At 65.1% G+C, this 13,547-nt stretch carries 12 protein-coding genes; 3 read left to right on the plus strand and 9 right to left on the minus strand.

From position 1 onward, the window contains the following. From H5T73_12520 to H5T73_12560, 9 genes are all read right to left on the minus strand, one after another. On the minus strand, positions 1-473 hold a 473-nt coding region (locus H5T73_12520), incomplete at its 3' end, for a helix-turn-helix domain containing protein (protein ID MBC7248585.1). Positions 474-542: 69 nt separating this feature from the next. Next, complete coding sequence (locus H5T73_12525) at positions 543-752, minus strand: transposase (GenBank protein ID MBC7248586.1); 210 nt, start codon at positions 750-752, stop codon at positions 543-545. Between the two features lie 133 nt (positions 753-885). Further along, entirely contained in the window at positions 886-3,399 is a 2,514-nt protein-coding gene (gene priA / locus H5T73_12530) for a primosomal protein N' (protein ID MBC7248587.1), read from the minus strand. Positions 3,400-3,427: 28 nt separating this feature from the next. Beyond that, positions 3,428-3,898 (minus strand): prepilin peptidase, encoded by a 471-nt coding sequence (locus tag H5T73_12535; GenBank protein MBC7248588.1) that lies wholly within the window; start codon positions 3,896-3,898, stop codon positions 3,428-3,430. Between the two features lie 56 nt (positions 3,899-3,954). Continuing rightward, positions 3,955-4,134, minus strand: a complete 180-nt coding sequence (locus H5T73_12540) for a DUF4244 domain-containing protein (protein MBC7248589.1) — start codon at positions 4,132-4,134, stop codon at positions 3,955-3,957. 234 nt (positions 4,135-4,368) lie between these two features. Next, complete coding sequence (locus H5T73_12545) at positions 4,369-5,070, minus strand: type II secretion system F family protein (protein MBC7248590.1); 702 nt, start codon at positions 5,068-5,070, stop codon at positions 4,369-4,371. A 163-nt stretch (positions 5,071-5,233) separates the two neighbouring features. After that, on the minus strand, positions 5,234-6,094 hold the full coding sequence (locus H5T73_12550; GenBank protein MBC7248591.1) for a type II secretion system F family protein: 861 nt from the start codon (positions 6,092-6,094) through the stop codon (positions 5,234-5,236). After that, a complete protein-coding gene (locus H5T73_12555; GenBank protein MBC7248592.1) occupies positions 6,095-7,327 on the minus strand; it encodes a CpaF family protein in 1,233 nt (410 codons plus the stop codon). Between the two features lie 3 nt (positions 7,328-7,330). Beyond that, positions 7,331-8,605 carry a hypothetical protein gene (locus tag H5T73_12560; protein ID MBC7248593.1) on the minus strand — a complete coding sequence of 425 codons (1,275 nt, stop codon included), beginning with the start codon at positions 8,603-8,605 and terminating at the stop codon, positions 7,331-7,333. A gap of 260 nt (positions 8,606-8,865) precedes the next feature. Here H5T73_12560 and H5T73_12565 point away from each other — a divergent pair, with 260 nt between their 5' ends. From H5T73_12565 to H5T73_12575, 3 genes are all read left to right on the plus strand, one after another. Further along, the gene (locus H5T73_12565) at positions 8,866-10,008 is read left to right on the plus strand and encodes a PQQ-binding-like beta-propeller repeat protein (GenBank protein ID MBC7248594.1); all 1,143 of its coding nucleotides are present in this window, start codon (positions 8,866-8,868) and stop codon (positions 10,006-10,008) included. 347 nt (positions 10,009-10,355) lie between these two features. After that, positions 10,356-11,057 (plus strand): LppX_LprAFG lipoprotein, encoded by a 702-nt coding sequence (locus tag H5T73_12570; GenBank protein ID MBC7248595.1) that lies wholly within the window; start codon positions 10,356-10,358, stop codon positions 11,055-11,057. A 713-nt stretch (positions 11,058-11,770) separates the two neighbouring features. Then, positions 11,771-13,547 (plus strand): hypothetical protein (locus H5T73_12575; protein ID MBC7248596.1); only part of this gene is annotated, 1,777 nt, incomplete at its 3' end.

Genomic DNA, 13,547 nt, shown 5'->3' on the forward strand with positions numbered 1-13,547 from the left:
TGGATGAGGCACCCCGGGAAGGCCTTCCTCATCCAGCCCTCCGAGCGCAGGCGAGCCTTCCTCCTTTTGGCCGCCCGGCTCTTCTTTCTGGAGACCCTCTTATCGTAGAGGCCCTTCCTTTTGAGAACCCTTCCCACGCTGGAGGAAGAAAGGCGGATGCCGTAGTCCCTCTTGAGTATCACCGCTATCTTGTGCTTGGACCAGGCGGGGTGCTCTCTCCTTAAGTCGCAGATGAGCTGGATCGTCTGCCAGGGGATCTCGGAGACCCTTTTCCTTTTCGGGGTGCGGGGGAGGTCCTCCAGTCCCCTGAGGCCCCGTTTCAGGTACCTCTTCAGCCACTTGTAGAAGGTGGTGGGGGAGATGGCGAAGTGGCGGCAGGTCATCCTGGCATTTCCGCAGCTGCGAAAGTGCTCTATCCAGCGCAGCCTCCTTCTGGCCTCCCTGGAGAGGACCTCGCCCATCATTCTCTCCAACTCCCATTGATGGGGAAGCCTGGTGTGGTAGATACTAGTAGTGGTTCCAACTGAACCTGTGCTGGTTCACTACATGGTGAACACTCCATCCCTATCCTTGCTCTCCTCCATCCACGCCTTCAGGAACTCCATGGGGGTGAGATAACCCAGGCCCCGGTGGGGCCTTACGTGATTGTAGGTGTAATCCCACTCTTCCAGGATACGATTGAGCTCCTCCACCGTATATCCCTCCCGGAAGGCCCACAGCTCGTGCTTGTCGGTCTGTATCTTTCTCTCCACGAAGGCGTTCTCCGGGGCGGTGGGGATGGCTGAAGTAATGGGTTATGAGCTCTTCCTCGCTCGCTGAATCGAGGTGCTTGAAAGACTCCGCCCCGTTACCGGGCTTGAGGGCGCGCCCGGAGGAGTGAGGATTTCAGAGCAGGGTGACCGGGTCGACGTCCACGGCGAGAGATACCTCGCGCTCCGCGACGCCGAGGCGCCGACAGAGTGATTTGCGCGCGGACGCGAAGGAGATGAAGACGTTCTGCAGCTCTTCCTCCCACCCCTCAAGCGAAGGCGCTTTCAGAGTGAGGTGAAACCTGTACCTCCCTTTCAGGCGGGACAGGGGTGCGGGAGCCGGGCCGAGCAGGGCCGCCCCCCGACGCCGCGCGCTCTCGCCGAGCGATTGCGCCAGCACCCCCGCCGCGTCGCGGGCGAGCGATTCCTCCGCGGCCGTGACCACCAGGTTCACGAGGCGGCTGAAGGGCGGGTACCACGCCTCACGGCGGAAGGAAAGTTCCCGGCGATAGAAGGCCTCCTGGTCGCCCTCCACGGCGGCCCGCACGGCGTAATGGTGGGGGGAGAAGGTCTGCACTATCACCCTGCCGGGAGAGCGGCCGCGCCCGGCCCTGCCGCTGACCTGTGTTAGAAGCTGGAAGGTGCGCTCGCCGGCCCGAAAATCGGGAAGGGCGAGGGAGGTATCGGCGTTTATCACCCCCACGAGGGTGACGTTGGGGATATCCAGGCCCTTGGCGATCATCTGCGTGCCGAGAAGGACGTGGGCGCGGCCCTGCCTGAAATCTTCCAGAATATCCCAGTGAGCGTCCTTGCGCGCGGTGGTGTCCGCGTCCATGCGCAGGCAGCGCAGGGAAGGCAGCAGGCGCCGCAGTTCCTGTTCCACGCGCTCCGTGCCTATGCCCGCGTAGCGGTGTACCTGGTTGCCGCAGTCGGGGCAGGCGAAGGGCGGCCGCAGCATCCAGTTGCAGTGGTGGCAGAGGAGATGCGGTCCCCCGGCATGGTAGCAGAGGCTGACGGAGCAGTTGATGCAGCGGAATATGTGTCCACAGCGGTGGCATTGCAGGAAGCGGGCGAACCCGCGGCGGTTGAGAAAGAGTATCGCCTGCTCTCCCGCTCGATAGACCCGCGCGAGGGCGTTGAGGAGCCGCGGCGAGATGATGGTGAGCTCGCCGCGCTCGCTGAGCTCGCGCATGTCCACGACCTCCATCTTCGGGAGGGGACGGTCGTCGACGCGGTTGGGCAGGCGCAGGAGGGTGCTCTCGCCCGTGAGGGCGGAGTGGTGCGTCTCCAGGCTCGGGGTCGCGCTCCCCAGCACCAGGACGGCCCCGCTCAGGCGCGCCCTCTCCCTGGCGACGTCCCGGGCGAGGTAGCGCGGCGGTGAGCTCTCCTTGTAGGTGTTCTCGTGCTCCTCGTCGATGACGATCAGGCCCAGGTCGGGGAGGGGCGCGAAGAGGGCCGAGCGGGCGCCGATGACCACCCGGTAACGGCCTTCCCTTATGCCCCGCCACTGGTCGTACCGCTCTCCAAGCCCCAGGCGGGAATGGAGCACGGCCACCTCCTCGCCCAGGCGTCCCTTGAAGCGCTGCACCATCTGCGGGGTGAGCGCTATCTCCGGGACCAGCACCAGGGCGCTTTTCCCCTTCTGGAGGACGTCTTCGATGGCATGCAGGTACACCTCGGTCTTGCCGCTGCCGGTCACGCCGTGCAGGAGGAAGACACCGCCCCCCCGCTCCAGCCCCGCGATTATCTGCCGCAGGGCGGCTTCCTGGTCACGGTTGAGGACGTGGCTCGCCACGGGGGGAAAGGACCGCTCGGCGAAGGGATCCCGCAGCCGTTCCTCCAGCCTTACGCGCACCCAGCCCGCCTCCTCCGCTCCCTTGAGAGCGGCTCCGGAAGCGATGCCCAGGCGCTGCATTTCCGCTACGGTCAGCACCCCGCCGTGCTCTTGCAGTGCCCGCAGCAGGCGCACGCGGGCGGGCCACCTGCGGGCCGCCTCGGGCTCCGCGAGCGACCTTTCACCCTGCGGCGAAAGCTCCACCACTCGTACCTTGATCCGTGAGGCCCTGGGGCGGAGGAGCACGTACCTGCTGTTCACGTCGCCGCTCTTCACCAGGGCCTTGAGCGCCTGCGGCGACATCTTCCCGCCCAGGGCTTCCTTGAGTTCGTCGAGGGGCACCTCGCCCCCCGCGTCGGCGAGGGCGCGCACCAGCTCCCTGCGGCGGCTGGCGCGGGGGGGCGTGCGCGAGAGGATCTCCTCGGGGCGCGCGGCGAGGGAGAGCATCTCCGTGACCCGACGTGCGCGGCCCGGGGGGATGACCAACCTGATGGCCTGGACGAGGGAGCTGAGGTAACGCCTTGATATCCAGGCACAGAGCCGCACGAGCTCTTCATCGAAAACGGGCGGTTCGTCGATCACCGCCTCCAGGTCGCGCATGCGCGGGAGACCGGGGTCGGTGCAGAAACCCAGCACGTACCCCACCTGCAGGGTGCTGAGCAGGGGAACCAGCACCACGCTTCCCGTCCTCACCCCTTCCCTGAGGTGGGGAGGCACGCGGTAGGTGAAGGGACGGTCGAGCTGGCGGGCCGGCGCGTCGATGATGACCTCGACATACGGCCCCTCTCCACATGAAGGTTGCTCCCGGCCGGACATGGACCCATTATACCGCCGGGGTATGACCTCACGGGGCGGTTGCGGTCCACATGGTCAGGACGACGGCGGCGGCCATGAAGAGGATGCCGGCGTAAGGCAGGGTGACTGGCCGCGTTGACGCCGGCGTGGCCGCCGAGCGGCTGGGGAAAAGGCGGCGCGCTAGCAGGGCGGCCAGGGCCGCCGCCCCCCCGGCGACGGCTCCCCAGAAGAAGGCGGTGAGGAGGAGGGAGGGGCCGACGAAGAGCCCGATGAGCGCCAGGGCCTTGACGTCCCCCCCTCCCACGCCTCCCAGGAGGAAGGCGGGGAAGAGGAAAAGGGACCCCAGCGCAAGCCCTGCCGCCGACGCGAGCAGCGACTGCCGGCCGCCCCAAACGGCGCACGCCGTTCCCGCCGCCAGGCCTGCGAGGACCAGCGGGTTGGGCACTCGCCTGGAGCGTAGATCGGTCCAGGCGGCCATTATGGCGATGGGCCAGAAGACGAGAAGCTTTGCCGGCCCCATGCTTGCCTCCCCTTGCGGTAAAAGTCACGGTTAACGGCGCCGGGTGATGCGGGCCGTCATCCCAGTGCACTCATGAGTTGATGGAAGATCTTGTTAAAGAAGCTCTTGATCACATCCGTGCCCCCGGCCCAGGCGATAAGCGCGCCGGCGACAGCGGCGGCGCCCAGGATGACCAGGGCGTATTCAGCGGTTGCCTGTGCGGTGTCATCGGCTATGACGTCCAGGGGATGACGCATCTGCGACCTCCTTTTCTCTTGCCTCGGGAACCTGACGGAACAGCGGGCGACTGGCCTTTTCCATCCATCACCTCCTTCACGTTCTCTCGAAAACGCGGCTATCACGCGGGTCACCGGTGATACCGGGGGTTCCCCGCGCTCCTCCGCGGCGGCTCGCCCGAGGGGCGCGCAAGCGTGATACGGGAGCTGCGGAGGCGGAAGCGGCACGTGCTTCCCGCGCCGCGCGGTGTTACGTCACGCGGTATGGCCGATAATCATCCCTCCCACGGTGAGCAGCAGGAAAGAGGGCAGGATGAGGAAGACAAGCGGAAAGAGGATATACACGGAAACGCGGGAGGCGTGAACGCGGTTTCTCTCCCTGCGCGCGGACCTCAGCCCGGAGGAGAGTTCCTCGAGGATGTCGGCGACGGGCCCCCCGCTGCCTTCGGCCCGCAGCAGGGTGCGTCCGAAGCGCCTCATCTCGGGGCAGGGATGGCCGCCGAGCCGCTGCAACGCATCGGCGGTGCTCTCCCCGAGGCGCATGCGTTCCAACACGGGCTCCAGCTCCTCCCTGGTAGAGGCGTGTCCGCATGCGGCGAGCGAATGGGTCAGGGCGCGGTGGAGGCTCTCGCCCGAGTAACACAGCACGGCCACCAGGTCGGCTATCTCCGGCAGGTCCTCCGCTAACCTCGCCCAGCGCCGGCGGCGCATCCTCTTGAGGTGCAAGAGCGGCAGGTGGTAGCCGACGGCGAAGGCCGGGGGGAGGAAAAGGATGCCGGTCCATGCGAGGGGAAGCAGCGAGGCGGAGAAGGCAAGGGCGGCGCACAGGCGCAGGCCCTGCAGGTAGGAAGGCGACCAGTCGGACCCGCTCTCCCGCAGCAGCCTCTCCCCCTCCGTCGAGAGGGAGGCCGGCAGACGGCTTCCCAGCCGGGTCAGCAGGTCCCGCGCCGATGGCATACGGTGGATGCCCCCACGGACGTCGCCCCCTTTCCCGGGATCCGCCGCATGTCCCGCGCCAAGGACGCGCAAGACCTCCGCCCTTCGCGTGTGCCGTTGCCGAACGCATAACAGAAGGGCGAAGAGCGACAGGGCGCAGAGGAGGGCGCACAGGGTCTCCATCTCATGCCTCCGGGTCGACCAGCCTGCGGATGATGAGAAAGCCCGCCGCGTTCAGGCCCAGGCCGGCGGAGAGGAGGAGGTTTCCGAGGGGGGTGGCGAGGAGGGGCCGCAGGGATGAAGGGCTGAGCATCGCCTGCAGCGAGAGGAAAACAGCGGGCAGGGCGGAGACGAGATAACCGGAGGCGCGGCTCTGGGCGGTGAGGATGTTTATCTCCCGCCGCGCCTCCAGCCCTTCGCCGACGCGTCGCCGCATGCGCTCCAGGACGCGCGGGAGGTCTCCCCCCTTGGCGTGCAGAAGCGCGAGCACGGTCAGGATCTGCCGCAGGGAAGGAGAGGAGGAGGATCGCGCGGCTGCGGAGAGGGATTCCTCCACGCCTTTTCCCACCCGCAGTTCCCGCACTACCGGCGTGATCTCTTCTCTCAGCTCCTCGCCCACGTCCTCCAGGCTCGCCTCCAGGGACTGCTGCAGGGAAAGCCCGGAACGCAGGGACTGCACGAGGGAATCCATGAATTCGGGCAACTGCTCCTCCCGGCGTGCCGAGGTCTTGCGGCGCTTCCTTCTTTGTGCCGACCGCTCCACGACCCTCCATGCCGGGAAGGGCAGCAGGGCGAGGAGGGGGTTGCGGGACACGAACGCAAGGAAACCCCCCGTGCCCGCCAGCAGCATAAGGCGCGCCCGCCCGCGCAGGGCGGCGACGACCGGCATGGACAGCCGGGGTCGCGAAGCGCGGGCACCGGCGGCCGAGGGACCGCTCCCGCCCATCACCGTGGCCATCCTCTCGCGGCGGGCCGCGTGGAGATAAGCGCGGAAGAAGAGGACCGCCAGGGAAGTCGGCAGGAGAAACAGGGGAAGGACGGACATTCAAGCGAGCGGCGCGCCGGACGCCGCCCTCACCTCCTCTCCGCCATGTACATCCCCCTGCGCATGGAGCACTTTCACGCGATGGCTATACCGGTCCGTTGTGCCGTGCCCGGGGAAGACCTGCAGCAGCCGCGCGCCGCGATCATCCCTCTGCATGGCGCAGATCTCGCTCACAAACCTTGCGCCGTCTTGTCTCCTCTCCAGGTGGACGAGGACGTCGACGGCCTGTTCCATCTGCCTTCTCACCGCCGCCGCGGGCAGGCCGATGCCGGCGGTCAGGGCCATGGTTTCCAGGCGCGAGAGCGCGTCGAGGGCGCCGTTGGCGTGCACGGTGGTGATCGATCCCCTGTGTCCCGTGTTCAGGGCCTGCAGCAGGTCGAGCGCCTCGGGGCCCCGTACCTCCCCGATGATGATACGGTCGGGGCGCATGCGCAGGGCGTTGCGCAGCAGGTCCCGAAGGGTCACCTCGCCCTTGCCCTCCAGGTTCGGCGGGCGCGTCTCGAGGGGGATGACGTGTGGCTGCTGCAGGCGAAGTTCTGCCGCGTCCTCCAGCGTGATGATCCTCTCGCCGGGATCGATGAAAGCGGAGAGGGCGTTGAGAAGGGTCGTCTTGCCCGTTCCCGCGCCTCCCGTGATCACCATGTTCTTCTTTTCACTGACGCACTGCGCCAGGAATTCCGCGGCGGGGGAGGAAAGGGCGCCCGCGGATATCAATTCCTCCAGGGTGAGGGGGATGCGGCGGAATTTCCTGATGGTCACGACCGGCCCGAGCAGGGAGAGGGGAGGCAGGATGACGTTTACGCGCGAGCCGTCGGGGAGCCTGGCATCCACGTAAGGAGAGGCCTCGTCCACATGCAGGCCCAGGGGGCCGATGATGCGGTCGATTATGCGGCTCACCTCCTCCTCCCCCTGCAGGACGATGTCGGTGAGATGTATGCGTCCTCGCCTCTCGACGTAGACGTGGCGCGGCCCGTTGACCATGATCTCCGTGACCTCTTCGTCCCGCATCAGGCCCTCGAGCGGCCCCAGTCCCAGGATGTCGTCGAGCAGTTTCTCGAGCAGCGGCTGTATCTCCCCGGGTCCGGCGACGAGCCCCTCTTCACAGATGATCTCCCTGGCGAGGCGCAGCAGCGCCTTTCTTCTCTCGCCCGCGGTCAGGCCGGGCGCGAAGAGGGGGTCGTTCACGGGGAGCCGGTCACGCACCTTTTCCCTCAGGACGGCATAGAGGTCCATGCCCTATTTCCTCCAAGGAAGACGGGACCGCTTTGCGGCGCCTCGTGCGGCCCCGGGGAACGGCGGGGACGGGGCGCCGCGGGCGCGTTCTTTCATCCCGCGTGGCGTCCCGAGGGGTGCGAGCAAAGCATCCGCCAGTTCGCGTGCCGCCTTCCCCAGGGGAGAGTCGTCGCGGGGCAGGTAAGCGAGCTCGGCGAAGTCCAGTCCCGAAGCGGCGTCCTCCGGAAAGATCACCGTTTCCTCGATGCCGACGGCGTGCGCGAGCTCGTGCGGGTGCAGGGAGGAGCGGGGACCGAAGCGGTTGATGAGCAGGTGCATCCTCCCTGCGTCGACTCCCATGCGGCGCAGCAGCGATGCCGCGTCCCGGGCGCAGCGCGCGGAGAGGGTGTCCGGCAGGCATACCAGCAGCACCTCGCGGGAGGTGAGCAAAGGAGTACGGAGGTCGCGCATCAGGTTGCCGGGAAGGTCGAGCACCACGAGGTCGAAGATGAAGGCGAGGTTGCGCATGAGGGCCTCGGGAGGTTCCGCCGCGACGCCGGCGCCATCGCGCCTACCGAACGGCAGGAGGTGGAAACCGTCCGGGTGGCGGTAAACGGAGACGCGCGCCAGGTCCCATGACATCTCCTCGGCCATGGGCAGGAGGTCGAGGAGGGTTTTCCCCTCGCCCGCCGGCTTCAGGTGCAGGAGCTGTGAACGTTCGCGGTCGAGATCGAGCAGGAGGGTCCTCGCCCCCGTGCGCGAGAGGGCGGAGGAAAGGGCGCACGAGAGAAGGGTGCAACCCGCGCCGCCCTTGCACCCGACCATGGAGATGCATCCCCCGCCCGCCGGGTCGTCGCCTTCCGGGTCAGGGCGGCGGCCCGGGACGGCGTCTCGGAAGAGGAGGACCTTTTCCCTCAGGGTCGCATACAGCCCGTCCGGGTCATGCGCGTCGGCGTTAAGGGTCCCGCAGAAGAGGAAGGGGTGGCGGAAGGCGCGCACCAGGTCGGGCTCCTCCCAGCGCACCCCGCCGGTGATGAGAAGAAGCGTAAGGGTGAGGCACGCGTCACGGACGCCGGGGCTGCCGGAGCCGGGTTCGCACCCCTCCAGCTCCTCCAGCATCTGCGGGGAGATGAGGAGGACGGAAGGGCGGAAGCGGCCGATAAGGCGTGCGAGGTCTCCAGGAGACCTGGCCACCCCGCACAGGTCGAGGAGCGGGTGCCTCTCCACCATGTCGATGAGGCTGGAGGCCATCTCCCCGGATGACAAGGCCATGGCGACGGAGATATTTTCCACGTCCACCTCCCGTCAATGTTAAATATTATATTTATATTATATAAGATAATCAATTAAGTCAAGATGATACATACTGGTTTTTGGTGGATTTTTCGGCGCAGGAACATCCGGGGTGTGCCGTCCCGTCTTCTTTGCATTGATCTGGCCCTGCCGGCGTTGCCTTGACCGGCCGGGACGTTTCGGGGATTATCGGTAGGAAGGGACCGGTTCATGCCGGGTGTACTGGCGGGAAGCGAAAGGAGAGCGCACGGCGGATGTCGGCCTCGATGCGCGGCAGGGGAGTGCTCCAGGCCGTGATGGCGGTCGCGGTGGTGGCCCTGATCGTCGCTTCCCTGTTCCTCGTAAGGCGCTCTGGGGAGAGGATCACCCCGGGAGAGTCGGACTGGGCGATGCCCGGCGGAAACCCCTCCCACACCTCTTTCCTTTCCTTCGCTCCCAGGGATAACCTGCGCGAGCTCTGGGGCACGCGCCTGGAGAGCGAGCCCGTGGGGCCTCCCGCGGTGGTGGGCGGCAGGGTTTACGTCTGCTGCAGGAACGGCTTCCTTTACTGCCTGGAGCTGGAGAGCGGCAGGCCGCTGTGGAGGTATGAAGCCGGCAGCGGTTTCACCTCCATGCCGGCCGTGAGCGAGGAGGGGATAATCGCGGGCACCGTGGACGGAAGGGTGCTCTGCGTGGGAGCGGGGGGGAAGCTCGCGTGGAAGGTGGAGGTGGGGGGAGCGGTGCCCGCCACGCCGGTGCCGCAGGGAGGCCGCGTCTTTTTCGGTTCCATGGACGGCTCCCTTTACTGCGTGGATGCCGGCAATGGCAAGAGGAGGTGGACTTTCCAGGCCGACACGCCTATCGCGATGTCTCCCTGCGTTTACGAGGGGCAGGTCTTTGCGGTGACCGAGGAAGGAGACCTCCTCGCGCTTGACGAAAGAAACGGGCGCCTGGTATGGACCTATCGTTGCGAGGAGATGCCGGCGTCCTTTCCGGTCGCGGATGAAGGAAGGGTTTACCAGGCCACCGAGACGACCCTGCACTGCGCGGAGGCGCAGAGCGGGAAGCGTCTGTGGTCACGCTTCATCGGCTCCAGGATCGTTTCCAACCCGGCCCTGCGGGGCAACCAGGTGCAGGTGGTACAGGGATGGGAGGACTCACCCTCCACGGCCATCGCCCTCGACGCCCGCACCGGCGATCCTCTCTGGAGCGTGGCTTCGGGTGAAACGTCGGGCTGGACATGGCTTTTTGCCACCACCCGGGACGTGTACCTGGCGGGGCCCGGCCAGCTGCGCGCGGTGCTCGCCGAGTCGGGCACCCCGACCATGAGGTGGGACGGAGAGGGGATCCTGCCGGAAACGCTCACCGTCTCGCGGGACCGCATACTGGTGGCAACGGACTCGCGCAAGGTCTTTTGCCTGGGGGAATAGAAGAATAACGTGGATCGCTGGCGTGGGTCGTTCCAGCTGTCTCACCGGCCCCGGTTAATATCGTTGTCGGTAGGGCCGATACTATGGAGAGCGCGTAGGCATATGCACTAGGAGCCCAGGAGGCTCGCGGGAAGGGTTGCGGCTTTGCGCTCGCACGCGGGGAGGCGCGTGAAGAAAGGGATAAGAGGCGTGCAGGCTCTCGCGGGGAGCGGGAAGGGAAACCGGAGGCGTAAGCCGCGTGAGCGTTAAAACACCGACGTGAAGGGAGAAGCGGCAGGAATCAAGGGTAAGACAAGGAATGAGATCACGGTAAAGCGGAAGGGGGAGTTATGAGACGTTCTGGAAAAATGTGGTACTTAACGGTGGCGGCGGTTTGCCTGGCCATGGCCTGCCTGCTGCTGGCCTTCCCCGGTTGTTTCGGAGGCGAGCCGAGCGTGGACGAGATCTGGGAGGAATCCGAGAAGGCGCAGGAGAACATCACATCCCTCCATATGGAGATCACCGTCCTCTACCAGAACACGAAGTTCGGCAGCGGGCAGATACAAACCTACACCGTTGACGTGAGCGGCAACAACGTTCACCTGCAGAACTCCATCTTCGGGCACACTTTCAGCGAGGTGATCGTGGTAGGAGGAAAGCAATACTCGCGTGTCATGAACGAGAAGGATTGGAAGGAGCAACCCGCGAGCATAACGGCTCAAGGGGCCACGGAGCAGGTGGGGGGATTCGCCAATCTGCCGTCCATTGCGGCTTCCAAGGAGAACAAGGGGATCGAGAAGATAGGCGGGAAAGAGGCGTATCATCTGAGCTTCGGCCTCTCCCCCGATTCCATATCCAGCCTCTTCAAGAGCGTGCCGGTGACGCAACTCTCGGCGGCGGCGGGTGGAAGCGTGGACGTCTGGGTGGAAAAGGAGACCCACTACCGGGTCAAGTACGAGGCAATTGTCCAGAACGTGCTGATAACCGAGCAGATCGGCTACGGCGACGTGCGTATAGTGACCACAGTCAGCGAGATAAACCAGCCCATAAGCATCAGCCCGCCGGCATGATACGCGCCTGCTGAAACGGAGGGGGCCGCGCGTCCCATGGGCCGCGCGGCCCTTATGTTACGCGTATGTTACGCTGGCGTAACTTTTCCGTCAAAATATGGGACACCATATAAAACATATATTTTACCGATCCGATATATATCGCGAGGCAACAAGGCGCGGACAAGCGGCGCTTGTTCGGCGTGAAGGACGTTGTGAGATAGTGGCAGCCTGGCAGGTAGGAGGGGGCAGCCTGGAGCCTTTGAGGCAAAAACGGCACGCAAAGAGAGAAAGGGATTCAGGTATTGGAAAACCTATTACAACGGGCCAGGCGTCAAGATGACCGGGGTTATTACCCGAGTCGGGTAGGGGCGAACGCGGCATCGCTTCTCTCCACGCCGTATGATGCCTACCTCCCGCGGATACCTGATGCCTGCCTCCCGCGGATAGCACATGCGGATGCCTCGCGCTTTTCGCCGTCTGCCACGCTTTACATGCGATACCAGGACGTCGTTGCGCCGCCGGTATATATGGCTGTGACTGTGGCGATCACCCTTTCCCCGGGTTTTTTAAAGGTAAATCGGCCGCGGGCATAGAATATTTGCCGTTGTAAGTTACCGATAAGTAAGGAGATGAATGGACAGTGGACGGACGGGATCTGGAATGAGCACCGATCCCTGGCTGTAAGCGTGAGGAGAGGGTTTCGAGTTGAGTAGAGTTAGGGGGTCGAGAACATGTTGATCAACCGAAGCCTGCAGAAGATCATCAACCTGTTGGTCGTGATCTTGGTGGTTTCCCTGGTGGCCATAGGGGGGGTGCTGGCCTTACCTGCACGCAGCCCGTTCGGGCCCTTGCTGGGAAAGATATTCAGCTCCAAGGACAACCTGGTGGGCATGTTCAACAACCTCGATCCCAAGGAGGTCGCCAGGGCCATCAACGAGAATCCCGACCTGGTGAAGGAACTGCTCCCCTACCTGCAGGCGGATATCCTGGCAGCGGCCCTCAACGACAACGCGCAGTTCGTGAACGACCTGGTCGCCGCCCTCGACCCCCGGGTGGCGGCCGATCTGGTGAACGAGAACACCGATTTCGTGAACGAGGTCATCCCCTATCTCGACCCCCAGGCGCTGGCGGAAGTATTGAACAACAACTACACCTTCATCGTTCAGGTGACGCAATATCTCGACCCCTTCGCCTTTGCCTATATCGTCAATAACAACGAGAGCTTCGCTATCCAGTTGGTAGGAGCGCTGGACCCCGTGGTCATCGCCAACGTCATCAACAACAACGGGACCTTCATCACGCAGGTGGCGGGGCTTTTAGATGCGGCCGTGCTGGCGCGGGCGATCAACGAGAACCCGAGCCTGGCGGTGGACCTGGTGGGGCAGCTTGACCCGAGGGTGGCCGCCATGGTGGTCAACGCCAACGGCCGTTTCCTCAATTCCGTGCTGGGTATGCTCGATCCCAGGGTCCTCGCGGGAGCGGTCAACGCCAACGGCCGTTTCCTGGTGCAACTCCTGGGATACCTCGATCCCAAGGTGGTCGCCGAAGCGCTGAACAACAACGAGCACCTGGTTAATGACGTAATCACCCTGCTCAAACCCGATTTCATCGCCTCCCTCATCAACAACCAGTCCTTCGTGACCGCGGTCATCGGTTACCTGAACCCTGCGTCGGTGGCCGGTTCCATAAACGCGAACAGCGGCTTCGTGAGCGCCCTGCTCGGGCACTTGGATCCCTCCATGGTGGCGGGGGCGGTGTCCAGCAACTACGCCTGGATCGATTCCCTCATCGGTCAGCTCGACGGCGCCCAGCTGGGGCACATCCTGGACAACAACTCGGCCTTCATGACCGACTTCGTGGGGGCCCTCTCCACCGATACCGTGGCCGGCATCGTCAACGGCAACCAGGCGTGGATCACCGAGCTGCTGGGCAAGCTCGACCCCTCGGTGGTAGCGGGGGCCGTATCGGACAACGCCGCCTGGATCGACTCCCTGATCGGTCAGCTGGACGGCGCCCAGCTTGGTCACATCATGGACAACAACAGCGCTTTCCTGGTCGACTTCGTGGGGGCCCTCTCCCCATCCACCATCGCTGATGTAGTGAACGACAACGTTCCCTGGGTGGTCGATCTTATGTCCGAGCTGGACGTGGGGGCCATCGCCTCCATCGCCAACGACCCCGCCACCATCGCCTTCCTCAACGACCTCCTGCCCCTGCTCGACGCCCAAGCCCTGGCGGACATGGTCAACGGCAACGGGGCATGGGTGGGAGACCTCGTCTCCGGCATCGAGGTGGGCACGGTGAACGACCTCCTGAGCGAGCTCTACGCGAGCGGCTGGATCGGGACCCTCATGGCGGGACTTGACCGCAACACCATCGCCTCCATCGCCAACGACCCCGCCACCATCGCCTTCCTCAACGACCTCCTGCCCCTGCTCGACGCCCAAGCCCTGGCGGACATGGTCAACGGCAACGGGGCATGGGTGGGAGACCTCGTCTCCGGCATCG

The sequence above is a fragment of the Actinomycetota bacterium genome, assembly GCA_014360655.1.
GTDB lineage: Bacteria > Actinomycetota > Geothermincolia > Geothermincolales > RBG-13-55-18 > JACIXC01.